Origin of the sequence: Micromonospora sp. NPDC023633 (assembly GCF_040640035.1) — a bacterium.
Classification (GTDB): Bacteria; Actinomycetota; Actinomycetes; order Mycobacteriales; family Micromonosporaceae; genus Micromonospora.
Window position 1 is genome coordinate 1 of record NZ_JBFABB010000031.1, and the last position, 22,659, is coordinate 22,659.

21 protein-coding genes, 1 tRNA gene and 1 pseudogene are annotated in these 22,659 nt (G+C 74.6%); 14 read left to right on the top strand and 9 right to left on the bottom strand.

The window, feature by feature from the left end; all coding sequences use genetic code 11:
- Nucleotides 1-23 precede the first annotated feature (23 nt).
- Nucleotides 24-1,232 carry an amino acid deaminase/aldolase gene (locus AB0G13_RS12495; protein WP_357872769.1) on the bottom strand — a complete coding sequence of 403 codons (1,209 nt, stop codon included), beginning with the start codon at nt 1,230-1,232 and terminating at the stop codon, nt 24-26.
- Between the two features lie 295 nt (nt 1,233-1,527).
- Between AB0G13_RS12495 and tmk the strand changes: the two genes are divergently transcribed.
- The 6 genes from tmk to ricT all read left to right on the top strand — a co-directional run bounded on the left by tmk (nt 1,528) and on the right by ricT (nt 7,427).
- Nucleotides 1,528-3,627, top strand: coding sequence for a dTMP kinase (tmk, locus tag AB0G13_RS12500; protein WP_357872772.1), 2,100 nt, complete (start codon nt 1,528-1,530; stop codon nt 3,625-3,627).
- Complete coding sequence (locus tag AB0G13_RS12505) at nt 3,627-4,898, top strand: DNA polymerase III subunit delta' (RefSeq protein WP_357872775.1); 1,272 nt, start codon at nt 3,627-3,629, stop codon at nt 4,896-4,898. Before tmk ends, AB0G13_RS12505 begins: the two co-directional genes overlap by 1 nt.
- Nucleotides 4,899-5,090: 192 nt before the next feature.
- Complete coding sequence (locus tag AB0G13_RS12510) at nt 5,091-5,420, top strand: YbaB/EbfC family nucleoid-associated protein (RefSeq protein ID WP_091624089.1); 330 nt, start codon at nt 5,091-5,093, stop codon at nt 5,418-5,420.
- Nucleotide 5,421: 1 nt separating this feature from the next.
- Entirely contained in the window at nt 5,422-5,727 is a 306-nt protein-coding gene (locus tag AB0G13_RS12515) for a hypothetical protein (protein WP_357872778.1), read from the top strand.
- A complete protein-coding gene (locus AB0G13_RS12520) occupies nt 5,727-6,413 on the top strand; it encodes a hypothetical protein (protein ID WP_357872781.1) in 687 nt (228 codons plus the stop codon). Before AB0G13_RS12515 ends, AB0G13_RS12520 begins: the two co-directional genes overlap by 1 nt.
- A 174-nt stretch (nt 6,414-6,587) precedes the next feature.
- Entirely contained in the window at nt 6,588-7,427 is an 840-nt protein-coding gene (gene ricT / locus AB0G13_RS12525; protein WP_357872784.1) for a regulatory iron-sulfur-containing complex subunit RicT, read from the top strand.
- Between the two features lie 4 nt (nt 7,428-7,431).
- On the opposite strand, the gene AB0G13_RS12530 is transcribed toward ricT, so the two are convergent.
- On the bottom strand, nt 7,432-9,189 hold the full coding sequence (locus tag AB0G13_RS12530; protein ID WP_357872786.1) for a metallophosphoesterase: 1,758 nt from the start codon (nt 9,187-9,189) through the stop codon (nt 7,432-7,434).
- 137 nt (nt 9,190-9,326) lie between these two features.
- Here AB0G13_RS12530 and AB0G13_RS12535 point away from each other — a divergent pair.
- From AB0G13_RS12535 to AB0G13_RS12550, 4 genes are all read left to right on the top strand, one after another.
- Nucleotides 9,327-9,400 (top strand) — tRNA-Thr (locus AB0G13_RS12535).
- 424 nt (nt 9,401-9,824) lie between these two features.
- The gene (locus AB0G13_RS12540) at nt 9,825-10,202 is read left to right on the top strand and encodes a hypothetical protein (protein ID WP_357872789.1); all 378 of its coding nucleotides are present in this window, start codon (nt 9,825-9,827) and stop codon (nt 10,200-10,202) included.
- Nucleotides 10,203-10,323: 121 nt separating this feature from the next.
- Nucleotides 10,324-10,860, top strand: a complete 537-nt coding sequence (locus AB0G13_RS12545) for a DUF4240 domain-containing protein (protein WP_357872792.1) — start codon at nt 10,324-10,326, stop codon at nt 10,858-10,860.
- 93 nt (nt 10,861-10,953) lie between these two features.
- On the top strand, nt 10,954-11,358 hold the full coding sequence (locus AB0G13_RS12550) for a VOC family protein (RefSeq protein WP_357872795.1): 405 nt from the start codon (nt 10,954-10,956) through the stop codon (nt 11,356-11,358).
- 360 nt (nt 11,359-11,718) lie between these two features.
- Here AB0G13_RS12550 and AB0G13_RS12555 read toward each other — a convergent pair.
- From AB0G13_RS12555 to AB0G13_RS12575, 5 genes and pseudogenes are all read right to left on the bottom strand, one after another.
- Nucleotides 11,719-12,168: pseudogene (locus AB0G13_RS12555) on the bottom strand (SRPBCC family protein); the annotation flags it as partial.
- A 150-nt stretch (nt 12,169-12,318) separates the two neighbouring features.
- On the bottom strand, nt 12,319-13,545 hold the full coding sequence (locus tag AB0G13_RS12560) for an MFS transporter (protein WP_357872925.1): 1,227 nt from the start codon (nt 13,543-13,545) through the stop codon (nt 12,319-12,321).
- 62 nt (nt 13,546-13,607) lie between these two features.
- Complete coding sequence (locus AB0G13_RS12565) at nt 13,608-14,303, bottom strand: helix-turn-helix domain-containing protein (RefSeq protein ID WP_357872798.1); 696 nt, start codon at nt 14,301-14,303, stop codon at nt 13,608-13,610.
- Between the two features lie 148 nt (nt 14,304-14,451).
- Nucleotides 14,452-15,042 (bottom strand): hypothetical protein, encoded by a 591-nt coding sequence (locus tag AB0G13_RS12570; RefSeq protein ID WP_357872801.1) that lies wholly within the window; start codon nt 15,040-15,042, stop codon nt 14,452-14,454.
- A gap of 964 nt (nt 15,043-16,006) precedes the next feature.
- On the bottom strand, nt 16,007-16,624 hold the full coding sequence (locus AB0G13_RS12575; protein WP_357872804.1) for a pyridoxamine 5'-phosphate oxidase family protein: 618 nt from the start codon (nt 16,622-16,624) through the stop codon (nt 16,007-16,009).
- Between the two features lie 148 nt (nt 16,625-16,772).
- On the opposite strand from AB0G13_RS12575, the gene AB0G13_RS12580 reads away from it, so the two are divergent.
- From AB0G13_RS12580 to AB0G13_RS12590, 3 genes are all read left to right on the top strand, one after another.
- Nucleotides 16,773-17,279 (top strand): DUF2231 domain-containing protein, encoded by a 507-nt coding sequence (locus tag AB0G13_RS12580; RefSeq protein ID WP_357872806.1) that lies wholly within the window; start codon nt 16,773-16,775, stop codon nt 17,277-17,279.
- 117 nt (nt 17,280-17,396) lie between these two features.
- Nucleotides 17,397-17,945, top strand: coding sequence for an Hsp20/alpha crystallin family protein (locus AB0G13_RS12585; RefSeq protein ID WP_357872808.1), 549 nt, complete (start codon nt 17,397-17,399; stop codon nt 17,943-17,945).
- 8 nt (nt 17,946-17,953) lie between these two features.
- On the top strand, nt 17,954-19,075 hold the full coding sequence (locus tag AB0G13_RS12590; protein ID WP_357872811.1) for a glycosyltransferase family 9 protein: 1,122 nt from the start codon (nt 17,954-17,956) through the stop codon (nt 19,073-19,075).
- Nucleotides 19,076-19,157: 82 nt separating this feature from the next.
- Here the strand turns inward: AB0G13_RS12590 and AB0G13_RS12595 are convergent, their stop codons facing one another.
- The gene (locus tag AB0G13_RS12595) at nt 19,158-20,036 is read right to left on the bottom strand and encodes a glycosyltransferase family A protein (protein WP_357872814.1); all 879 of its coding nucleotides are present in this window, start codon (nt 20,034-20,036) and stop codon (nt 19,158-19,160) included.
- Complete coding sequence (gene rfaE2 / locus AB0G13_RS12600; RefSeq protein ID WP_357872816.1) at nt 20,033-21,946, bottom strand: D-glycero-beta-D-manno-heptose 1-phosphate adenylyltransferase; 1,914 nt, start codon at nt 21,944-21,946, stop codon at nt 20,033-20,035. The genes AB0G13_RS12595 and rfaE2 overlap by 4 nt, the downstream gene beginning before the upstream one ends.
- Nucleotides 21,947-22,060: 114 nt before the next feature.
- Between rfaE2 and AB0G13_RS12605 the strand changes: the two genes are divergently transcribed.
- Nucleotides 22,061-22,621: a type 1 glutamine amidotransferase domain-containing protein gene (locus tag AB0G13_RS12605; protein ID WP_357872818.1), complete on the top strand. Its 561-nt coding sequence runs from the start codon at nt 22,061-22,063 to the stop codon at nt 22,619-22,621.
- Nucleotides 22,622-22,659 lie beyond the last annotated feature (38 nt).

Consider the following 22,659-nt stretch of genomic DNA (forward strand, 5'->3'; position numbering starts at 1 on the left):
GGCCCGCGGTGCGGGCCGCCGGGTCAGAGGAAGGCGTGGCCCTCGCCCCGGTAGGTGGGCACGGTGGCCACGACCGCATCCCCCTCGACCAGGTGCAACTCGTTGACGTGCTCGCACAGCTCGCCGGCCTTCGCGTGCCGGAACCAGACCCGGTCGCCGACCCGTAGCGCGCCGGCCGCCGTGCCGGCCAGCGGGGTCTGCACCTCGCCGGCCCCCTCGGTGCCGATCAGCTTCAGTCCCTCCGGCAGCCACGGCCGGGGCAGCCGGCTGTCCTCGGCCGGGCCGGAGGCGATCCAGCCGCCGCCGAGCACGGTGGCCAGGTCGGGCCCCGGACGGCGGACCACCGCGCAGGCGAAGGCCGCCGCCGGGGTGGGGCGCCAGGCGCGGTACGCCTCGAACAGCGTCGGCCCGTACAGGCCCGACCCCGCGGTGACCTCGGTGACCGCGGGGTCGGCGCTGGTCGCGGCCACGCTGCCGGTGCCGCCGCCGTTGACGAACTCCAGGTCGGCGTGTTCGCGTACGGCGGCCACGGCCGCGCCCCGGCGGGCCAGCAACTCGCGGTACGACCCGCGCTGGGCCAGCCGGATCGCGGAGCCGAGCACCGCCCGCCCGGGCGGCGCGTCGCCGAGGCCGGCGATCTGCGCCTCGTACGCCATCAGTCCGACCAGCCGGAAGCCCGCGCGGGCCGCGACGGTGGCGGCGAGCGCGCCGGCCGCCCGGGCGCTGTGCACCGGCGAGCGGCGCACCCCGACGTGCACCCGCCCGCCCAGCGGTCGCCAGGAGGCGTCCAGGTCGAGGCAGACCCGCAGCTCGGGGCGGCGCCCGGGCGGACCCACGGCGTCGACCAGGTCGAGCTGGTCGGTGCCGTCGATCATCAGCGTGACGGCCCTGGCGAGCGACGGGTCGGCGGCGAGTGCGGCGAGCGCTCCCCGGTCGGCCGTGGGGTACGCCACCAGCGCGTCGTCGGTCACGCCGGCGCGGACCAGCCAGCTCGCCTCGGGCAGGGTGAAGGCCATCACGCCCTGCCAGCCGGGTCGCGACAGCGCCCGGCCGATCAGGTCCCGGGCGCGGACCGACTTGCTGGCGATCCGGAGCGGCTTGCCGGCGGCCCGGTCGGCCAGCGCGGCGGCGTTGCCGTCGAAGGCCGCGAGGTCGACGACGGCGTACGGCGGGTCGAGGTGCGCGGTCGCCCGGTCGAGGCGCTCACGAATTTCGTCGCTTTCGATGGCCACGTGTGCACGCTAACTGTCTGGCGGTCAATGCGAAATACCCTCGCGTCTGTCCGGGCTGCGGGCGGTGGTCGCGGCGGCCTAGGCTCGGCGAACAGGAGAATGTCGCGGCGGGGCAGGTCCCCGCCGGGTCTAGAGTGTTCCACCGGGACTGCCCAGCGATGGGCCGGCACGTGGAGGTACGGCCATCGAAAGCCAGTTCAACGGCGAGTCGCCCGGCGCGTCGCCGTCCTCGAACCCGCCCGGGGCCGCCGAGAAGCCCGGGGCCGACCCGTCCGGCTACGCGGGCATCCGCTCGGTGCTGCGGATCACCCCGTTCCGCCGGCTCTGGATCGTGCTCGGGGCGGCCTCCTTCGGCGACTGGTTCGGCCTGCTCGCCACCAGTGTCTTCGCCGCCTCCCAGGTCGAGGGGAGCACCGCCAAGGGCGCGGCCTTCGGTGGCGTCATCGCCATCCGGCTGCTGCCGGCGCTGGTGCTCGGACCGATCGCCGGCGTGCTGGCCGACCGCTTCGACCGGCGCTGGACGATGGTCATCTGCGACGTGCTGCGGTTCCTGCTCTTCGCCTCGATCCCGCTGGCCGCGCTGCTCGGCGCCCCCGGCGGGGCGGTGGTCGCCTGGGCGGCGATCGCCACCTTCCTGATCGAGTCGCTCACGCTGCTCTGGATCCCGGCCAAGGAGGCCGCGGTCCCCAACCTGATCCCGCGCGCCCGGCTGGAGGCCGCCAACCAGCTCACGCTGATCACCACGTACGGCCTCACGCCGGTCCTCGCCGCGCTGATCCTCGCCGCGCTCGACGGCGCCGTGCGGGCGGCCACCGGGGGCGAGACGCCGGACTGGGCCGAGCCGGCCCAGCTGGCGCTCTGGTTCAACGCGTTCTCCCGGCTGGCCACCGCGCTGGTGGTGGCGTACGGCATCAAGGAGATCAGCCAGGGGCAGGCCGACGAGCGGGACCGCACCGAGCAGAGCATGCTGCGCCAGTTCAAGGAGGGCTGGCGCTACATCGGCCAGACCCCGCTGGTCCGTGGCCTGGTGCTCGGCATCTTCGGCGCGTTCGCCGGCGGCGGCATCGTGATCGGCACCGCCAAGTTCTTCGCCACCTCGCTCGGCGCCGGCGACGCCGCCTTCTACCTGCTCTTCGGCGCCATCTTCATCGGCCTCGCGCTCGGCATCGGGCTGGGCCCGATGATCGTCAAGGACATGTCCCGGCGGCGCTGGTTCGGCATGAGCATCGTGCTGGCCAGCGCCTCGGTGATGGCCCTGGCCTTCGCCATCCACCTCTCCATGGCCATGGTCGGCGCGATCCTGGTCGGCGCGGGCGCCGGGATGGCCTTCCTCTCCGGCACCACCCTGCTCGGCGGGGAGATCGCCGACGAGGTGCGCGGCCGGGTCTTCGCGGTGGTGCAGATCGGCACCCGCCTGGTGCTGATCCTGGCGATCGGCCTCAGCAGCCTGCTCGCCGGCGTCGGCGGCTCGCGCCGGCTGGAGCTGGCCGACCTGGGCGTGTCGATCTCGTCCACCCGACTGCTGCTGCTCGCCGCCGGCGCCGCCGGCATCTTCGCCGGGATCAGCGCGTTCGGGCAGATGGACGACAAGAAGGGCGTCCCCGTCCTGGCCGACCTCTGGGGCTCGATCCGGGGCCGCCCGCTGATGCCGGCCGAACCGTTCGTCTCCGCCGGCCTCTTCGTGGTCTTCGAGGGCGGCGAGGGCGCCGGCAAGTCCACCCAGCTCGCCGCGCTCGCCGAGCGGCTGCGCGGGCAGGGGCGCGACGTCGTGGTGACCCGTGAGCCGGGGGCCACCGCCGTCGGCAAGCGGATCCGGTCGCTGCTGCTCGGCGCGCCGGGCTCCGACGTGCCGTCGCCGCGCGCCGAGGCGCTGCTCTACGCCGCCGACCGGGCGCACCACGTTGCCACCGTCGTCCGGCCGGCGCTCGTCCGGGGCGCGGTGGTGATCAGCGACCGGTACGTCGACTCGTCCCTGGCGTACCAGGGGGCGGGGCGGACGCTCCCCGTCGACGAGGTCTCCTGGCTCTCGTCCTGGGCCACCGGCGGGCTCAAGCCCGACCTGGTGGTGCTGCTGGACGTCGACCCGAGTACCGGCCTGGCCCGGGTGGCGGCCCGCGCCGAGGCGGCCGACCACGTGGAGGCCGAGTCCGTCGCCTTCCACGAGCGGGTCCGGTACGCCTTCCTCGACCTCGCCGCCGCCGACCCGAAGCGCTACCTGGTGCTCGACGCGTCCCGCCCGGTCGAGGAGATCACCGGGCAGGTGGTTCGGCGGATCGAGGAGATGCTCGGCGCCCCCGGCGGCATCGTGCACCCGCGCCCCGCGCACGGGCCGGACACCTCGGTGCAGCCGGAGTTATCCGAATCGGAGCTGGTACCGATGGAGCACCGGACCTGATGCCCGACGTCTTCGCCGACCTGGTCGGGCAGGACGAGGCGGTCGACACGCTGCGTCGTGCCGCCGCCGCGGCGTCCGCCGTGCTGCGTGCCGCCGCCGTCGGGCCCACGACCGCCGCCGGGGACGAGCTCGACGCGCTCGCCGAGGAGTCCGACGGCGCGCAGCCGGCAGCCGTCGTCGACGCGGGTGCGGGGATGACGCACGCCTGGATCTTCACCGGACCGCCCGGGTCGGGCCGGTCGGTGGCGGCACGGGCCTTCGCCGCCGCCCTCCAGTGCGTGCACGGCACCGGCTGCGGCGAGTGCCCGGGCTGCCACACCACGATGACCGGCACGCACGCCGACGTCCGGATGGTGGTGCCGGAGGGGCTCTCCATCGGCGTCAACGAGATGCGGGCGCTGGTGCTGCGCGCCGCCAGCACCCCGTCGGGCGGGCGCTGGCAGGTGGTGGTGATCTCCGACGCCGACCGGCTCACCGAGGCGGCCGGCAACGCGCTGCTCAAGGCCATCGAGGAGCCGCCGCCACGCACGGTCTTCCTGCTCTGCGCCCCGTCCACCCACCCGGACGACATCTCGGTGACCATCCGGTCGCGCTGCCGGCTCGTACCGCTGGGGCAGCCCGCGCCGGACGCGGTGGCCGAGGTGCTGGTCCGCCGGGACGGTGTCGCACCCGACGTGGCGCGGTGGGCGGCGGCGGCCGCGCAGGGACACGTGGGACGGGCCCGCCGGCTGGCCCGCGACCCGGAGGCCCGCAAGCGCCGGGAGGCCGTGCTCGCGGTGCCGCGCCGGCTGACCGGCGTGGGTGCCGCGTTCGACGCGGCGTCGGCGCTGATCGAGGCGGCCGAGGCCGAGGCCGAGGCGTCCGTAGCGGAGGCCGACGCGGCCGAGCGGGCGGCGTTGGAGACCGCGCTCGGCGCCGGCGGCACCGGGCGGGGGGCGGCCGGCGCGATGCGGGGCGCCGCCGGGCAGCTGAAGGACCTGGAGAAGCGGCAGAAGTCCCGGGCCACCCGGGCGCAGCGGGACGCGCTGGACCGGGCGCTGGTGGACCTGGCCGGCTTCTACCGGGACGCGCTCACCATGGCGCTGCGCGCCCCCGTGGCGCCGGTGCACACCGACACCGCCGCGCTGGCCGGGGCGGGCGCGCAGAAGTGGGACGCCGAGGGGGCGCTGCGCCGCCTGGAGGCGGTGCTGGAGTGCCGGGCGGCGATCGAGGCGAACGTCAAGCCCCGCATCGCCGTCGAGGCGATGATGCTCTCGCTCTGGAAGGGCTGAGCCCTCCGAACCCTCCGCCGAGGGGCGGCCGAGCCGGGCCTCCGGCGGTCGACCCGCCCCCGGGAGGTCCCGCCGGCCGGACCGGCCGTCCACAGGCATCGACAGGCGCGATTGCTGTGCGGTACGGTCCGGTGTGCCGCGGTGACGGTGGCGGCACGCACAGTGATTGCCTGGTCCGGGAGGAGTCCGCCGATGCCGCGGGGGGAGATCGACGAGGCCTGGATCGAGGAGGCGGTGCGGCGCTACCGCCGGATCGAGTCCCTGCAGGCCGAGTTCGACCAGGCGGTGTCGACCGTCGAGGTCACCGTCCGATCGCCCGACGGGCTGGTCGAGGTGGTGGTCACCGCCGGCGGGCGGATCACCGACGTGCGGTTCCTCGGCCCGCTGCACACCCGCAACCCCCGCGACGTCGCCGGCTCGGTGCAGGCGGCGGTCACCGCGGCGGCCGACGCCGCCCAGTGGGCCCGGGAGAAGCTGCACAACGAGACCTTCGCCGCCTACCGGCCGCTGGCGGGAGCGTGAGATGGAGAGCCTGCGCGCCCTCGCCGCCCGGCTCGACGAGGCGAGCGAGACCATGACCACCGTGTCCCGCACGGTCACCGCCGGCGATCCGGCGCAGGCCGCGTTCGGCGCCGACGCCCCCGGCCGGCCCGGGGAGATCGGGCGGGCCCTGCACCGGCAGTGGACCGCCGCCACCGGCGACCGGGCCCGGGAGGCGCACGTCGCCGCCCAGCGGCTGGCCGCCGCCGCGGCGGCCGTCCGGGCCGCCGCCGACCACTACGCCGACGTCGACCGCGCCGCGCGGCACCGGCTGACCGGGGAGGCGTGATGGACGCGCTGGACCGGCTCGCCGAGCCCGGCCTCGACCTGCTCCGCCGGGTGGACACGCTGCTCGCCGCCGGGGCCCCCGAGGGCCACCGCGTGTGGCCGCTGCTGCGCCGGATGCAGGTGCTCCCGGGCGAGGCCGTGCGGAACTTCCTCGACCTGCATCCGGCACCGCTCGCCGCCGCCGGCCACACCGCGCGCCGCCTGATCCGGGGGTACGACGACGTCAGCGCCGCGCTGACCGACCCGCTGCTCTGGTCCGGCCCGGCCGCGTCGTCGTACGGGCAGGCCCGGGCGGCCCTGCTGCGCCACCTCGACGAGGGGCCGGAGAGCCTGGTCGGGCGGCTGGAGTCGACGGCCGGCTACGCCGACGCGCTCGCCGACTGGGTGGAGGGCAGCCGGCTCGCGCTGGCCCGGGCGCTGGCCGACGTCCTCCGCTGCGCCGAGGCGGTGACCGTGGTCGCCGCGACGTCGATGCCGACCGGCGGGCCGGAGCAGCGGGGGGCGGCGGGGCCGGGCGGGACCGAGGCCGCCGAGATCGCCACGCGGGTGCTGGCGGTGCTCTGCGTCGCGTACGACGGGGCCGAGACCCTGCTGCGCCAGTGGGCGCCGAGCCTCGCCGAGTCCCGTTGGCGTGCGCCGGTGGCCGAACGCCCGCGCTACGACACCCCCACCCGCGTCGGCTGGTGACGCGCCGGTGTGGGCAGGCTCTTCGCGCAGCGCGTCGGAGCGCCGGGGTCCGGCCGCGCCGGCACGCAGCGCGTCGGACCGGGCTGATTCGGCGGGCGCGGATGACTGCGCCCTGTAGTCGGGCGGCGACGGCCGGCCGGGCCGCCCCGGCCCGCGCGTCGTAGGGTGTGAGGCATGGGCATGCTCTGCGCGGTCAGCTTCCAGCGGTACGGGCGCCTCTACTACCTGGACCCGGGCGAGCTGCGCCCCCAGGTCGGCGACAAGGTGCTGGTGCCGACCGACGACGGGCCCGAGGTGGCCGAGTGCGTCTGGGCCGCGCAGTGGGTCACCGAGGAGACCGGGGGCTTCCCCCGCCTGGCCGGCCTGGCCGGCGAGGAGGACCTGCGCCGCGACGAGACGGTGCGCCGCCGCAAGGCCGAGGCCAAGGTCGCGGCGAAGCGGCTGATCCGGGAGCACGCCCTGCCGATGAAGGTGGTGGCGATCGACCACGTGCTGGGGGCCGCCGAGGGGGGCGGCGAGCGGAGCACCATCTACTTCACCGCCCCGCACCGGGTCGACTTCCGCGCGCTGGTCCGGGACCTCGGCGCCACCCTGCACTGCCGGGTGGAGCTGCGCCAGCTCTCCGCCCGGGACTCGGCGCGGGTGCAGGGCGGCATCGGCTCCTGCGGCCGGGACCTCTGCTGCGCCACCTTCCTCACCGACTTCGAGCCGGTCACCATCCGGATGGCGAAGGACCAGGACCTGCCGCTCAACCCGCTGCGCATCTCCGGCGCGTGTGGCCGGCTGATGTGCTGCCTCAAGTACGAACATCCCCTGTACCAGCGGTTCCAGGAGTCCGCCCCGGCGATCGGCACGCGGGTGTCGACGCCGGAGGGCGACGGCCGGGTGGTCGGCCACAGCGTTCCCCGGGACTCCGTCACCGTGCGCCTCGACGCCGACGGCTCCCGCTGCTCCTGCTCCCGCGCCTCGGTCTGCGGCCCCCGCCAGGCCCACGACCAGCACTACACCTCCTGACCCGTCAGGTGAGGGTGGTGGGGGGCTCGGCCAGGCGGGGCCGCAGCGGCTGCTTCGGAACCAGCCAGGAGGACTCGGGGGCCCGGTCGGGGTTGACCTGCCAGTCGCGGGCGACCCGGTCGACGGCGATCGGGTAGATCGTCAGGGTGCCGTCGGGGTCGATGCGCAGCCGCAGGAACGCCTTCGCGTCCTCGATGCCCTGCCCGGCGAAGAGCTCGTTGACGTTCACCCCGAACGCGCCGGCCACCAGCAGGTACGCGGCCACCAACTGGCTCGCCACCAGCCCGCTCACCGGGCCGTAGAGCACCGCCGCGGCGACGGCCGGCAGCGGCCACGGCCAGTCGTAGAAGGGCAGGCCCAGCCAGGCCCAGGTGCCGGCGGCGGCCAGCCCGATCTGGGCCAGGCCGTGGCCCACGCCGAGGATCCAGTGCCGGGCGTGCCGTTTGCCGCCGGAGCTGGGCGGCTTGGCGAAGAACGCCGCGGCGAGCATCGTGACGATCAGCATCGCCATCAGCGGCACGCTGAACAGCCGCTGGTCCGTCCCGCTCGGGTTGGTCGCGACGCCCGCCATCGCCAGCATCAGCAGCGTGTGCAGGGTGCCCAGCAGGGTGGTGAACCCCGGGTTGCGCAGCGGCAGGCGGGGAAAGATCCCCCAGGCGTACCGCCGGGAGCGGGCGGCGTCCGGATAGCGGCCGGCCAGCTCGTACGGGTGGGAGGCGCTGGCCCGCCGGGCGAGGGTGTCGCGCGGCGGCACCTCGATGCGCTCCGGGAGCTTGTGCGTCGGGTAGAGGTACGCGCCGCCGCCCCCGCAGGTGATCAGCTGCCGGTCCGGGCCGGCGTACCGCGCGTAGTGGTGCAGGTCGCCGGAGATCAGCAGCCGTACCTGCGCCCCGGTCGGCGCGACGATCGTGCGGACGAAGTAGTCGATCGAGTCGTACGCCGTGGGGTGGTCGACGGCCTTGACCCACGTCGGCGCCGGCACGGCCAGGATCACCCGGCTCTCGGGGCCCAGCCGCTCGGCGGCCCGGTCGAAGTAGGTCAGCTGCGGATCGTCGAGGTACGAGCCGGACTGGTCGTCGAGGCCGAGCAGCCACCAGCCGGCGGGCAGCTCGACCGCGAAGTACGAGCGGGACTGGCCGGTGTCCCAGCCGCCGAAGTGCCGGTCCCGGGACCGGACGAAGAGCCGCAGGAAGGCGGTCAGGCCGTCGTACCAGTCGTGGTTGCCGGGGACCGCGAACAGCGTGGGCCGCTCGGGCGGGGTGACCGGCAGCGCCGCCTGGTAGGGCCCCTTGCACCGGTCCTCGTACGCCTCGAAGGCCGCCGACGGGTAGACCTGGTCGCCGCCCATCACCAGGGTCTGCGCGCGGGGCAGCCGGTGCCCGTCCACCTCCAGCTCCGGCTGGGCGATCAGGTAGGCGACCGAGTAGGTGGCGTTGAAGCCGTCGCCCAGGTCGGCGACGTAGTCCAGCCAGAGACCGCCGTCCGGCCCGACCTGCCGCGCGATGCCCGCGTCGAGGGAGTTCTGCAGCTCCCGTTTGTCCAGGTACGCCCCGAAGAGCATCGCCAGCAGCGTACGGATGCCGGTGCTGACCAGCAGGAACGGCGCGAGCCACGGCACCGGCTTGCGCGGCGTGAAGCCCAGCTCCCGGGGGTCGATGCCGCGCGGTCGACGCGCCGCCCGCCCGCCGGCCGCCTCGCTCGCGTGCGCGCTTCCCGCCGCGCCGTCCTGCGGATCCACGTCGGGGGCGCGATCGTCGTTCACCCGCCGCAGCGTAGTCCCGGCCCGCCGCGGTCGCTGTCCGGCGGACGACGGTTCGGGGTCGGAAGTCCGGCTCGACGGGCGGGGTGGGGATCCCGTTCGGCTGCGGGGTGGGTCGTGCCGTACACTTGACGATCGTTGCCGCCTTAGCTCAGTCGGCTAGAGCGACGCACTCGTAATGCGTAGGTCGACGGTTCGATTCCGTCAGGCGGCTCGGTACAGAAGCCCAGGTCAACGACCTGGGCTTCGCCGTTTTCCGAGGTCGACCACACCGGCCGGCCGCGCTGACGGACGACAAGACCTGGAAGACCTCGAGGGCTCCGCCCCGAACCCCGGCCCTCCTCAGAGATCGACGGTCTACGACTGCCCGACGAGGAGATCCGCCGCATCCCAACAGGTCGCCGTAGACCTCATTGCGTTCGACGCTGTCGGGTGTCCCGAACGAGGTAAGGAACTCCTCGTACGACCGCAGTGAACCGAAGTAGGCCAGGAAGCCCGCGCTCCGCACCGTACAACGCGTGCCACGCCTCTCAGCGCAGCGTCCAGCCCGTTGGCCATCGCGGTCAGGTCGTCACCGGACAGCCCTGTTTGCACGCGGCGGCCGGCCGGGTCGAGGACGCGTGTCGTACGGTCGATCCATGTCCGCACCCGATGACGTCCTGGCCGCTCTCCGTGACTTCGTGGCCCGTGTCGACGCGCTCGATCCGGCGGCCCCGCCGCAGGGCGAGCTGGTCGTCGGCCTGCGCGGCGTGGAGTCGAGGCTGGCGCTGAGCGCCCCGGTCGCCCGCGCCCTGGTGGAGGCGCTGCGGGCGTACCACGACCCGCGCGACCGGGGCCGCTGCGACCACTGCGGCGGCGGTCGACTGGACGACAACTTCCTGTGCGGCGACTGCGGCCGGCCCAGCGGGCTGTTCGGGCAGTTGGTCTTCGAGCGGGCCGCTCGGCACACGGAGCAGGGTGCGGTCGCGGCGGCGCCCGTCGCGGGCGGTCGGCACGCCCGGGACGACGGTCGCTGACCCCGTCGCACCCGGACCGACCGGGCGGTGACGCGACCCTGCCGCTGGCGGCCGGGCCGGGAGCTACGGGTACGTGGGTAGACGACGATTTCCTGTCGGTCGTGGTCGCTACCCTCCCGGCGTGACTGATCTGGTGGATGGCCTGCGGGTGCCGAGCGTCGAGGACGAGGCCAGGTTCTGGGCCCTCGTCGAGGCGGCCTGGGAGCGGCTCGGCGACGAGCCCGCGGCGCTCCGGCGGGCGCTCCTGACCCGAAACCCCGAGGCCGACGACGAGGGCGTCTACGCCATCGACGCGTGGCTCGACCGGTTCCTCGACAGCCTCCGCCAGCTCACCGCCGGGCTGTCCAGCCAGGAGCTGACAGACCTGGACCGGGTGGTCGAGCGCAAGCTGCACGACATCGACCGGGCCGACGTGCACGAGGTGACCGACGGCTCCGACGACGGTTTCCTCTACTGCCGGGGGCACATCGTCGCGCTCGGGCGCGGGTTCTACGAGGCGGTGACCGCCGATCCCACCGTGGCCGTGCCCGACGGCGAGTGCGAGGCCATGTGCTACTTCTTCGCCCACCCGCACGAGGAGCGGTTCGGCGGCTGGCCGGACACCGGCTCGGGCATCTCCCGGGAGTCCGGCAGCAATCCCACCGGCTGGAGCGCCTGACTCGCGCGCCCGATGTCGGGTGGGAACCCTTGGGTTCGCCCGGCGGCATACACACTGACCGTACGTAGTCGTCAGCCCTCTGGAGGCAGCCTGATGCAGTACGCACCCGTCGTCGTCGCCCTGCCGATCGCCGATCGTCCGACCTCGTACCGCTTCTTCTCCGACGGACTCGGCCTGGACGCCGTCGGCGAGCCGGCCGACGACGGCGTCCCCGAGCCCCTGCAGTACGCGCTCAACGACGGTCTCCGCGTCATGCTGGTGCCCACCGGCGGCTTCGGCTGGGCCATCGGTGGCCGCGAGGTGGCCCGACGCGGGCAGAGCGAGTGCGTCGTCAACCTTCCCGCCGCGACGCCGGCCGAGGTCGACGAGTTCGTCGGGCGGGCCCGGGCCGCCGGCGCGGAGGTCGTCGTCGAGCCGGGTCCGCAGCCGTGGGGCTACACGGGCACCTTCGCGGACCCGGACGGCCACCTGTGGACGGTGCTCGCGGAGGCGCACTGACGCCAGCCGAGCGGACCCGGGACGAGCGGACGGCCCGGGTCGCGAGGACCCGGGCCGTCCGCTGACAGGGGCAGGCGTGGTGAAGCTGGATCAGAGGGTTCGGTGCGGGGGGTAGCCGGCGGTGCCGGTCTCCGGGACGACCTCGACCTCGGTCACCACGTACTCCGTGTCGGTCGTGGTGGTGGCCGGCCGGTCGTCGTTGTCGGAGTGGCGCTTCGCGGCCGCGGCGGCTCCGGCCGCCGCAGCCCCGGCCACGGCGGCGCCCGCCGCCACGGCCTTGCCGGACACCCCGGCGCTACCGCTGTCGCCGCGGGTCGCGGCGGCGTGCTCGACGCCCGGCGTGCCGACACCGAGGCCGCTGTCGACCGTGCCTCGCCAGGCGCCGGTCTCCACGCCCCGTTCCTCGATGTACGTCTTGAACTTCCGCAGGTCGGATTCGGCCTGCCGCTCGACGATGTTGAGCTTGTCGCCGGCCTTCTCGAGCAGGCCCTCGGGCTCGTACTCCAGGTGCAGCCGGACCATGGTGCGGTCGGTGCCGACGGGCTGGAAGTAGACCGCCCCGGCGTTGGTCACGCCCTCGGTGGCCGCCCAGGCCACCTTCTGGTCGGGCACCTGCTCCAGGACCTTGGCGTCCCACTCGCGCTGGACGCCACCGATCTCGGCGACCCAGTGCATCCGCCGGTCGTCGAGCTGGCGCACCTCGCGCACGCCCCCCATGAAGCGGGGGAACTCCTCGAACTGCGTCCACTGGTTGTAGGCGGTGCTGACCGGAACCTGTACTTCGATGGACTTCTCGACCTTCGTGGTCATGGCAATCCTCCTCGTCAGGTCGAACCGCTCTCGTTCGGTGGGGAGAGCCGTCCTCGTCGACCAAACTCCTACCCCCGGCTGGGACGCTCAATCGCCGGACCTGTCGGGACACCACATCGGACGACCGCGGCGCGACCCCGGCCCGGCCGGTCAGTCGGCCTGCTCCGGGAGCCCGCGCAGGCGGCGGACCGGCGAGAAGGCCACCCACAGCACCCCGGCGAGCGCGCCCGCCGTCGCGATCCAGAGCGCGGGCCGTACGCCGAGGGTGCTGCCGAGCGCGCCGCCGAGCAGCGCGCCGATCGGCCGGATGCCGTAGTTGACGGTGCGCCGGGCCCCGGTCACCCGGGCCAGCAGCGCCTGCGGGGTGAGCGCGGTCTGCACCGAGCCGCCCACGATGTCGAGCATCATCACTCCGACGGCGGAGAGAAACTCCGCGGCGAAGAGCATCCCGAGCACCAGCGGGGTCGGCCCGCCGGCCAGCGGGACGAGCAGCAGGGGAGCGGGGAAGAGGACGAAGGAGGCGACCAGCGCCGGGCCGACGCCGAAGCGGCGGACCAGCCGGCCGGTGAGCGTCGCGCCGATCAGCCCGCCGACCGCGCCCGCGCCGAGCACCGCGCCCAGCAGCCCGGGCGCGAGGTGCAGTTCCTGCGTCGCGTAGAGCACGAAGAGCGCGATGAACATGAAGTTGAACAGGTTGACGGTGGTGGTGCCGAGCAGGATCGCGCGCATCATCGGCGTCCGCGCGATGAACCCCAGCCCGGCGCCGAGGGCGAGTCCGCCGCCGCGCGCGGGCGCCGGCTCCGTCGGCCGGATCCGCCCCAGGAAGTACGCGGACACGACGTACGACAGCGCGTCGGCGACCAGGGCGATCGGGGCGGTGAGCACCTGCACGAGGACGCCACCGATGCTCGGTCCGGCCACCAGGGACATCGCCCGGCTGCCGTTGATCAGCGTGTTCGCCTCCACGTAGTCGGGTCGGGCCACGATGGACACGAAGAGCGGCCCCCGGGCGACCTCGAAGAACACGGCGAGCGTGCCGACGGCGAAGGCCGCCGCGTAGAGCTGGGCCATCGTGAGCATGCCGAGCAGGTGCGCGACCGGCACCGCGACGAGCAGCAGCGCCCGACCGAGGTCGGTGAGGATCATGACCCGACGCTTGTGCGGGTGCCGGTCCACCCAGGCGCCGGCGAGCAGCGGGAAGAGCAGGTTCGGGGCGAGCGCGGCGGCCGTCAGGTAGCCCATCTCGGCCGGGGTCGCGTCGAACACCAGCACGGCCAGCAGCGGCAGGGCCAGAGTGGAGATCTCGTCGCCGAAGTACGACACCGTCTGCGCCGACCAGTACCGGCGGAACACCCGCTCGCGCAGCAGTCGCGGCAGTGGACCGCGTCGGGCGGGGCCGCCGGGCGGGGTGGTGTCCGGGGCGACGGTGGCTCCGCCGCTCACCGGTGGCTGCCCGGCTCGTCGTCGGCCGACCCGTCCGGCGGGAAGCCCGCCTCGGCGGCGGGGTCGGCGGGCTCGCCGCGCAGGCGGCCCGCCTCGGCGGCGGGGCCGGCGGGGGCTGCCACCGGCGGTGGGTCGGTGAGGACGGCCATCTGCACGAGGGTGACCTTGCGGCTGTCGGCCGGCCGTCTCGTCGGGTCGGTGACCCGGTCGTCGTACTCGGCGAGCAGGGTCTCGATCCGCTCGGTCAGCCGGGCCATCTCGTCGGCGGTGACGTAGAGCGGCCGGTCGGTGAACCCGGTGACCGCCCGCCAGGCCACCGGCTCGTCGGCGCGCCGGGCGAGGAACTCCTCGGCGCGGCGGGTGTAGAGGGCGAGCTGCGTCGCGCTCAAAGCGTCGGTGGCGGCGCGCACCTGCGGGTCGTCGGAGGCGTCGTCCCAGGACGTGTTGTGTGCGGTGGCCCGCCAGGGCCGCTCCCGGGCGTCGGCGCCGGGCACCCGCTCGGCGAGCCCGTACTTGGCGAGCTGCCGGAGGTGGAACGAGCAGTTCGGCACGCTCTCGCCGAGGCGTTCGGCCGTCTGGGTGGCAGTCATCGGGCCGTGCTGGCGCAGCAGCCCGATGAGGGCCATCCGCAGCGGATGCGCGTAACCGCGCAGGGCCTTGGGGTCGGAGAGCTTCACCTCGGGCAGTGACATACGCTAAAGTTATCTTTATAAAGCTGTCTTTAGCAACGGGATCGGGGCTCAGGGCAGCGGCGGCCGTGGATGTGCCGCTGGCCGGCACCCCGGGTTCGGGTGCCGGCCAGCGATCCCCTTGTGGTGGAAAGTCTGTGGTGGTCGTGTGTCAGCTGTTCCAGTGCTCGGCGACGAGGTCGGCGGCCTGCTGCTCCCACTGGGCGTAGTGGTCGGGGTACGCCGAGACCTGCACGGTCTGGGCGGCCTCGGTCAGCGGCATGTCCTGCCACCCGTCGACCTGCTTCAGGGCCTTGAGGAACGCCGTGGTCGAGTACTCCGGGTCGGTGATCTGCTCGACGGTGCCCCAACCCGAGGTCGGACGCTGCTGGAACAGGCCCTGCGAGTCGTGGTCGTTGCGCTCACCCAGGTGACCCAGGTTCTCCAACTTCGACTCCTGCAACGCGGTCGCGATCGACACCACCGCGGCCCGCTCGTCCATGCCGGCCTTCTTCGTCGCCGCGATGATCGCCTTGACGTTGCCGACCTGCTCGTCGGACAGCTCGATACGCGACTGCGCACCCTGCACACCATGCGGCACCAGCTTGCCCATGTCCGGCTTGTCGGCCCGCACCGCCACCGCCACCGCCGTCGCGTCCACGCTCGGGGTGTGGGTGGTGTCGGTCATCGGGCCGGCGGCCACACCACCGGCGAACGCCAGACCGGCGATACCAAGAACGCTGTTACGAATGAACGTGTTCATCAAGATGCTCCATTCGGGGGTCGGCACCCACACCGAAGGGGGATCCGGCTCGTGTGGGTGCAAGCACCGTGCGGCGCTCAACGAAACTCAGGGGAGTTCTCCGGCGTCTCGCCGAAGGAAAGACAGCTCGGCCGTGTCGGCCGGGGGATCAGATTGGCCGTGTCGGCCGGGAGGATCCGGGCTGTTCGCGGGGCGGGGGATGCCCTCACGTCGGCCGGACCATGTGTAACGACCGCCGGCCCGCCATCATTCCGGGCCCCACCATCCGTGCGGCGGCGCGGTCCTGCTCGGTCGTACGCAGGGTGTAACGACCCCGCCCCGGCCACGATTCCGCCCCCACGATGCCCCCGGCCACACCCGCAACCGGACACCGGCCCCGATCGAGACCCCATGACGCCCGCCCGCCCATGCCGCACCCGACACCCAAGGCGCAACCGGACACCATCCGCATCTGGGGCCGAGGCGCAACCGGGTGGGGATCTTGCTACGAGACGGCCCACGGCGGACGGTTTCGTACCAGGAACCACCGGTGCCGCCGGGAGGCACTCATGATCGGTTGACGCTCCGCCGGGCTCCCCGCTGCCCTGCGGCCCGGGCCCACGTCAACGGATCATGAGACGCGACCCTGGACCACCGGCCGTGATCAGGGCGTCATGTACCCACAACGGCCGGGAAACGTCCACGCCGTCCTGATCACCGGACGCTACGGGGGAAGGCGGGCAGGTGGGTGCCAGGGGTGCAGGGCGGGCGCGGCCCGGGATGGAGGGTGAGCCGAGGACGGCGAGCGGGCATCGACGGGGTGTGGCCCGGCGTGCCTGGCGCAGGGGATCAAGCCTGGCCGCCGGGACCGGGCATAGCGGGCCGTTCGGGGGCTTTCGGGCGGTTCGGGGCTTGGTCGGGGTTCCCGGTGCCCCGGCGAGATGGAGGCGTCAGCGACGTTGACCGTGGCCGGTAGTTCGCGGGTTCAGCGGTAGATCGTGCTGAGGTAGGCCGGGCCGTAGTGGCGTTCCAGGTCGGCCAGGCTCTCGGCCGGGTTCTCGACCTCCTTGATCAGCCGGGCCCGGGACGGCAGGGCGTCGGGCTGCCAGCTCTCCGGCTGCCACAGCTGGGAGCGCAGGAACGCCTTGGCGCAGTGGTAGAAGATCTGCTCGATCTCCACCACCACGGCGAGGACCGGGCGGTGCCCCTTGACCATCATGTCGTCGAACCACGGGGCGTCGCGGACCAGCCTGGCCCGGCCATTGATCCGCAGCGTGTCGGTGCGGCCGGGAATCAGGAAGATCAACCCGACGTGCGGGTTGTCCAGGATGTTGCGGTAGCCGTCGGCGCGCTTGTTGCCGGGCCGCTCCGGAATGGCGATGGTCCGGTCGTCGAGCACCATCGCGAAGCCGGGCGGGTCGCCCTTCGGCGAGACGTCGCAGCTGCCGTCTGCGCCCGCCGTCGCCACCAGGCAGAACGGCGACGCGGCCAGCCAGTCCCGGTCCCGGGCGTGCAGGACGGGCCGGTCCTTGGTGAGCGCCCGTGGGACCGGCGCCCCCAGCAGCTCGCGCAGTTCCTCGTGCGAGGTGATCTCCACCGTCACGTGATCCTTCCCCCGTGCGTTGACCCCGGTGGCGGCGTGGCCGCCGCCCGCCAGCCTAGGGGAGCGAGACCAGCGCGAGGTTTGTCCCTCCGGGGCGGGGGTACCGCCTCACCCGACCCGCCCGGAGAGACCGAGCAGTGGAGGCCCGATGGAGAGCCGACTCAAGGTACTGGGCCATCCCGTCCACCCGATGCTGGTCATGTTCCCCGTCGGCCTGCTGGTCACCGCGGTCCTGTTCGACCTGGTGGACACCGTCGGCGGGCCGGACTTCCTCGGCGAGGTCGCGTACTGGAACATCACCGTCGGCCTGGTCGGCGGCCTGCTGGCCGCGGCGGCCGGGACGTTCGACCTGCTGGCCATCCCGTCCGCGACCCGCGCGAAGCGGGTGGCGCTGACCCACGCCGCCGCCAACGTGGCGGTGATCCTGCTCTTCGCCGCGATCTGGGTGGTCCGGCTCAACGCCGACTCCCGGGCGGCCGGCGGCGCGTTGATCGCCATCGAGGTGGTCGCGCTGGCCATCCTCGGCATCAGCGCCTGGCTGGGCGGGGAGCTGGTCGACCGGCTCGGCGTCGGCGTGGACCGGGAGGCCGGGCTGGACGCGCCCAGCTCACTGCGGCCCCCGGCGGCCACCCAGCGGATCGGAGAGGCGCGATGAGCGAGCGCAGCGAGCGAGCCATGAGACTCAGTGCGGTGGTGCCTCGTGGCGGCGCGGAGCGTAGCGGAGGGCCGGCATGAGCGAGCGCGGCGAGCGAGCCATCAGCGGAGGGGCGGCATGAGCGAGCAGAGCGGCGGGTCCGGGCGGGGCTGGCGCGGCCGGCAGCAGGGCTGGGACCCGATGGGTGAGCTCCAGTCCCTGCGTTCGGAGCTGCGCCGGCTGGTCGGCGGTCGGACCGGGCCGCCGGACGTCGAGCTGGCCGAGACCGCCGACGGCTGGGAGGTCGTGGTGCGGCTGCCCGGGGTGGCGCCGGAGGAGGTGGCGGTCGAGCTGGACGACCGCGAGCTCTGCGTACGGGCCCGCTCCGAGGCCGAGGTCAACGCCGACCACGGCATCCCCGGCGGCTTCGAGACCCGGGGCTTCGAGTACCGCGTCGACCTGCCGTCCCGGGTGGACCCCGACACCATCGACGCGGTCATGGACCACGGCCTGCTCCGGGTGCGGCTGCCCCGGGCCGCCCGGCCCGCGCCGCGCACCATCACCGTCGGCCGCACCGGCCCCCGTTCCGCCGGCCCCGACGGGGGTACGCCGGGCGTCGTCGACCCGGCCGCGGACCGGGAGATGCACCGCCCGGACATCGCCCTCGACGAGACCGACCGGCCGTAACGAGCCGAATGGTCACCGCGAACCTGCTCGGCCCGGCCACCGGGCGCGTGCCCGACGTCGAGCGGATCGCCGTGCTGCGCGCCAACGCGCTCGGCGACTTCATCTTCGTCCTGCCGGCGCTGGACGCGTTGCGGGCCGCGTACCCGGAGGCGGAGATCGTGCTGCTCGGCGCGCCGTGGCACGCGAAGCTCTGGCGCGACCGGCCCGGGCCGGTGGACCGCGTGCTGGTGGTGCCGCCCGCGCCGGGGATCCGCGGTGCCGATCCGGGCGAGCCGGAGTGGGCGCTGGACGACTTCCTCGCCGCGGCCCGCCGGGAACGCTTCGACCTGGCGTTGCAGCTGCACGGCGGCGGCGCCAACTCCAACCCGTTCGTCGGCGCCCTCGGCGCGCGGGTCACCGCCGGGCTGCGCGCCGAGGACGCGCCACCACTGGACCGCTGGATCCGGTACGTCTACTACCAGCACGAGGTGATCCGCTACCTGGAGGTGGCCGGGCTGGTCGGCGCGGGCGCCACCACGATCGTCCCGGCGTTGGCCGTGACCGACGCCGACCGGGCCGAGGCGGCCGAGGTGCTCGGCCCGGCGGAACGGCCGAGGGTGGCGCTGCACCCCGGCGCCACGGACACCCGCCGGCGGTGGCCCGCCGAACGCTTCGCCGAGGTGGCCCGCGAGCTGGTCCGCGACGGGTACGAGGTGCTGGTCACGGGCACCCCCGCCGAGCAGGAGGTGGTGGACCGGGTGGTCGCGGCGGCCGGGGTGCCCCTCCGGCCGCAGGTGGGCACGCTCAGCCTCGGCGGGCTGGCCGGCTGCTACGCCGGCTGCGAGCTGGTGGTCTCCAACGACACCGGGCCACTGCACCTGGCCGCCGCCGTGGGCACCGCGACCGTCGGCATCTACTGGGTCGGCAACCTGATCACGGTGGCGAACCTGCTGCGCGGCCGGCACCGGCCGATCAGCTCGTGGACGGTGCTCTGCCCGGTCTGCGGGGTCGACTGCACCCCGGGCATCTATCCGCACCGCCCCGGCGACGGCGAGTGCCCCCACCGGGACTCCTTCGTCACCGACGTGCCGGTGGTCGAGGTCGTGGAGGCGGCCCGCGAGCTGCTCCGCCCGGAGCCCGGCGCCCCCTGAACGCCCCTGCGCGGTGTCGCCCAGCGTCGCAACCGGCTGTTGCCCCCGCCGGGCCGCGCGTTGGGATTTGCCCGCGCCGGCCTCAGGCCGGCTGGGCCGTCTCCTCCTCGGCGAGCATGACCTCCCACGCCTCCACGTCCCGGTCGGTGACCGTGGTCGGCGACTCCAGGTGGTACGCGCCGCTGGGCAGGACGCCGGCGCCGCCGAAGCGCGCCAGCACGGCGAGCTGGGCGGCGACGTCCTCGCCCTGGTGCTTCTCGTCCACCCGCCGCCAGAAGTCGAACCCGCCGGAGTCGACCAGCTTCGCCCGGTCGTAGAGCACGCAGCCGCCGATCCAGGAGACCTTGTACGCCCGCCAGGCACCCGGCGGCAGGTCCAGCTTCCGCGTGACATGCAGCAGGTTCGCCGCCGAATGGATCGACGCCCGGTCCCACTCCGGGGTGCCCGGCCGGATCCGTTCCGGGGCGGGCCGACCCGTCCACTCCTCGTAGTGCCGGTGCGTCTCCGGCCGGACGTCGTCGGCGTACGACAGCCCGTGCACCGCGTTGCCGACGAAGCCGCACGCCAGCTCCTCGATGGCGGTGACCAGCCGGCGCAGCGTGCCCGGCTCCAGCCAGACGTCGTCGTCAAGGCAGAGCACGTACCGGGCGGCGGACGCGGCCAGCAGGTACGCCCGGTGCTCGGCCAGCCCGCGCCGGGGCAGCCGACGGGTCAGCAGGACGGGGTGCCCCCGGTGGCGCAGCGCCCGGGCCATGGTGGCCGCCGCCGGGTGCCGGTACGCGGCGTCGCCGTCGGACTGGTCGCTGACCACCACCCCGAAGCCGGGCACGCCCTCCTGGGCGGCCAGCCCGGAGAGGGTCACCGCCAGCTCGGCGGGGCGGTTGCGGGTCGGGATCAGCACGTCGAGCAGCCGATCCGCGCGGAACCCTCCGGCCGTGCCGAGATCGAGCGGGCGGTTCACGACGGCTTGCTCGTCAGGGAGGGGTCCTCCTGGGGCTCCTGACCGTGCGCCCGGATCCGGTCGATGATCGCCGAGGTGGACCGGTCGGGGACGTACCCGAGGGTGCGGACCTGCCCGCCCAGCCGGCGCACCAGCGGCGCCTCCGGCACCATCTCCGGCGGGTAGTCGCCGCCCTTGACGTACACGTCGGGGCGGACGGTCTCGATCAGCCCCGCCGGGGAGTCCTCCTCGAAGACCACCACGTGGTCGACGCAGGCCAGCGCGGCGAGCAGGGCGACCCGGTCCTCGACCGGGTTCACGGGCCGGTCCGGGCCCTTCAGCCGGCGTACGCTGCCGTCGGAGTTGACCGCCACCACCAGCAGGTCGCCGAGGGCGCGGGCCTGCTCCAGGTAGCGCACGTGGCCGCGGTGCAGCACGTCGAAGCAGCCGTTGGTGAAGACGATCGCGCGGCCCGCCCGGCGGTGCTCCGCGACGATTGCGGCCAGCTCGCCGGTGCCGACCAGCGCCCGGTGGGCCGCCCCGTCGACCGGCGCGTCCAGCGCGACGAGCAGGTCCTCCCGGCGGCACACGCAGGTGCCGGTGTCCGAGACGGTGATGGTCGCGGCCAGCTGGGCCAGCTGGGCGGCGGTCGGCAGCGGCGCGTCGGCGGCCAGCGCCAGCGTCATCGCCGCCAGGTACGCGTCGCCCGCCCCGACCGCGTGGCTGGCCGGCACCGGGGTGCTGTGGCTGCGCCGGGGCTCGCCGTCCGCCCCGCCGACCACCGCGCCGTCGGTGTCCAGGGTCACCGCCACCACGTCCGCGCCGGTGTGCGCGCGCAGCTCGGCGAGGCGGGACTCGGCCAGCACGGCCCGGTCGACGCCCTCGCCGGCCGTGGCGTTCACGGTGACGCCGGTGCCGGTCACGGTGAGCCCGTCCCCGGTCATCGCCACCCGACCCTCGCCGGCCGTCGGCTCGCCGGTCGCCCCGAGTCCGGCGAGGCCCGCCGCGCCGCCGGTCGAGCCGGTCGGGCCTGCCGTGCCGCTGGTCGAGCCGGCCGTGCCGCCCCCGCTGCCGCCGGTGGGGTCCGTCGCGCTGCCGGTCGGGTCCGTCGCGGCGGAGCGGTGGACGTCCTGGTGCGGCCAGGCGCCGCCCGGGGAGACGCCCACCGTGAGTTCGGAGGGGCCGTCGGCCGGATCGCCGTCCGGGTGGTCCAGGTGCAGCCCGGCGCCCGGTGCCGGCCGGGCGCCGGCGGCCCGGGCGAGCAGCCGGGTCGCCTCGGCGAAGCTGGGGGTCACCACGGTCGGGGCCAGGCCGCGCCAGTCGGCCAGGTCGTGGGCGTCCAGCGCGACCGTCGCGTACCGCTCCCGGTGGGTCACCAGCCAGGCGCGGACCGCATCGGGCAGCGCGCCCAAGCCGTAGTCGCAGACCACCAGGGTGGGCGGCTCGCCGCCGACGGCGAGCAGCTCCTCGGTGGCGCAGTCCAGCGCGACGAGCAACCGGCTCACCCCGTCGTCGTCGAGCGCGTCGTCGGCGTCACCGGAGTCCTCCCGGAGCAGGATCTGGTTCCCCGCCAGCATGCGTCGCTTCACCGGCGTCGGCCGGCCGGGCTGGTTGACCGTACGGTCCCAGACGCCGGCCCGGTCCAGACAGTCGTGCAGTTCGTCGCCGGCGACGTCCGCGCCGACCGGTGCCACCAGCACCGCCCGACCCCCGAGCGCGGCGACGTTGACGGCGGTGTTCGCCGCCCCGCCGGCCGCGGAGATCCGCCGGCGCAGGGTGAGGACCGGGGCGGGCGCCTCCCGGCAGAGCCGGTCGGACTCGGCGAACCGCCAGTCGTCGAGCATGGCGTCGCCGACGACCAGGACGGGACGCCCCAGCCAGCCCTCCACCACTGCTGCGAGCCGGCGCTGTTCCGCTGCTCCTCCTGCCATGCCGTCCCGGGTCCCCCGGGGCACCCGGGCCAAACCTGGTGCCACCGGGAAGGGGTTTCGGGCACCGGGCCCCGGGAAGGGACGGACGGAACCCCGGAGAGGAGAGACACCGAGATGGCAGCGACGACACTTCAGGGCAAGCGGATCGCGTTCCTGGCCGCCGACGGCGTCGAGGAGGTCGAGTACGTCCAGCCCCGCGAGGCGGTGGAGGAGGCCGGCGCCACGGTGGAGCTGGTCTCGCTCAGGCCTGGCACCATCCAGTCCTTCAACCACCTGGACCAGTCCAAGGCGTACGACGTGGACGTGACCGTGGCCGACGCGGACGCCGGCGGCTACGACGCGCTGGTGCTGCCCGGCGGGGTGGCGAACCCGGACTTCCTGCGGACCGACGCGGACGCGGTGCGCTTCGTCAAGGCGTTCTTCGACGCCGGCAAGCCGGTCGGGGTGATCTGCCACGGGCCGTGGACCCTGATCGAGGCGGACGTGGTGCGGGGCCGCCGGATGACCTCCTGGCCCAGCCTGCGCACCGACCTGGCCAACGCCGGCGCGAACTGGGTCGACGAGCAGGTTGTCGCGGACGGCGGTCTGGTCAGCAGCCGTAAGCCGGACGACCTGCCGGCCTTCTGTGCCAGGATCGTCGAAGAGTTCGCCGAGGGCCCGCACTCCTCCCGCTGACCGGTCGTTGGTCGTGAGGTCGGTGCCCGGAGCGCCAT

What these genes read in the sequence shown, in the direction of transcription:
- AB0G13_RS12505 (WP_357872775.1), top strand. Translation starts at nt 3,627, where the DNA reads ATGCCCGACGTCTTCGCCGACCTGGTCGGGCAGGACGAGGCGGTCGAC.
- AB0G13_RS12510 (WP_091624089.1), top strand. Translation starts at nt 5,091, where the DNA reads ATGCCGCGGGGGGAGATCGACGAGGCCTGGATCGAGGAGGCGGTGCGG.
- AB0G13_RS12515 (WP_357872778.1), top strand. Translation starts at nt 5,422, where the DNA reads ATGGAGAGCCTGCGCGCCCTCGCCGCCCGGCTCGACGAGGCGAGCGAG.
- AB0G13_RS12520 (WP_357872781.1), top strand. Translation starts at nt 5,727, where the DNA reads ATGGACGCGCTGGACCGGCTCGCCGAGCCCGGCCTCGACCTGCTCCGC.
- ricT (WP_357872784.1), top strand. Translation starts at nt 6,588, where the DNA reads ATGGGCATGCTCTGCGCGGTCAGCTTCCAGCGGTACGGGCGCCTCTAC.
- AB0G13_RS12540 (WP_357872789.1), top strand. Translation starts at nt 9,825, where the DNA reads ATGTCCGCACCCGATGACGTCCTGGCCGCTCTCCGTGACTTCGTGGCC.
- AB0G13_RS12550 (WP_357872795.1), top strand. Translation starts at nt 10,954, where the DNA reads ATGCAGTACGCACCCGTCGTCGTCGCCCTGCCGATCGCCGATCGTCCG.
- AB0G13_RS12565 (WP_357872798.1), bottom strand. Translation starts at nt 14,303, where the DNA reads ATGTCACTGCCCGAGGTGAAGCTCTCCGACCCCAAGGCCCTGCGCGGT.
- AB0G13_RS12570 (WP_357872801.1), bottom strand. Translation starts at nt 15,042, where the DNA reads ATGAACACGTTCATTCGTAACAGCGTTCTTGGTATCGCCGGTCTGGCG.
- AB0G13_RS12580 (WP_357872806.1), top strand. Translation starts at nt 16,773, where the DNA reads ATGGAGAGCCGACTCAAGGTACTGGGCCATCCCGTCCACCCGATGCTG.
- AB0G13_RS12585 (WP_357872808.1), top strand. Translation starts at nt 17,397, where the DNA reads ATGAGCGAGCAGAGCGGCGGGTCCGGGCGGGGCTGGCGCGGCCGGCAG.
- AB0G13_RS12590 (WP_357872811.1), top strand. Translation starts at nt 17,954, where the DNA reads ATGGTCACCGCGAACCTGCTCGGCCCGGCCACCGGGCGCGTGCCCGAC.
- rfaE2 (WP_357872816.1), bottom strand. Translation starts at nt 21,946, where the DNA reads ATGGCAGGAGGAGCAGCGGAACAGCGCCGGCTCGCAGCAGTGGTGGAG.
- AB0G13_RS12605 (WP_357872818.1), top strand. Translation starts at nt 22,061, where the DNA reads ATGGCAGCGACGACACTTCAGGGCAAGCGGATCGCGTTCCTGGCCGCC.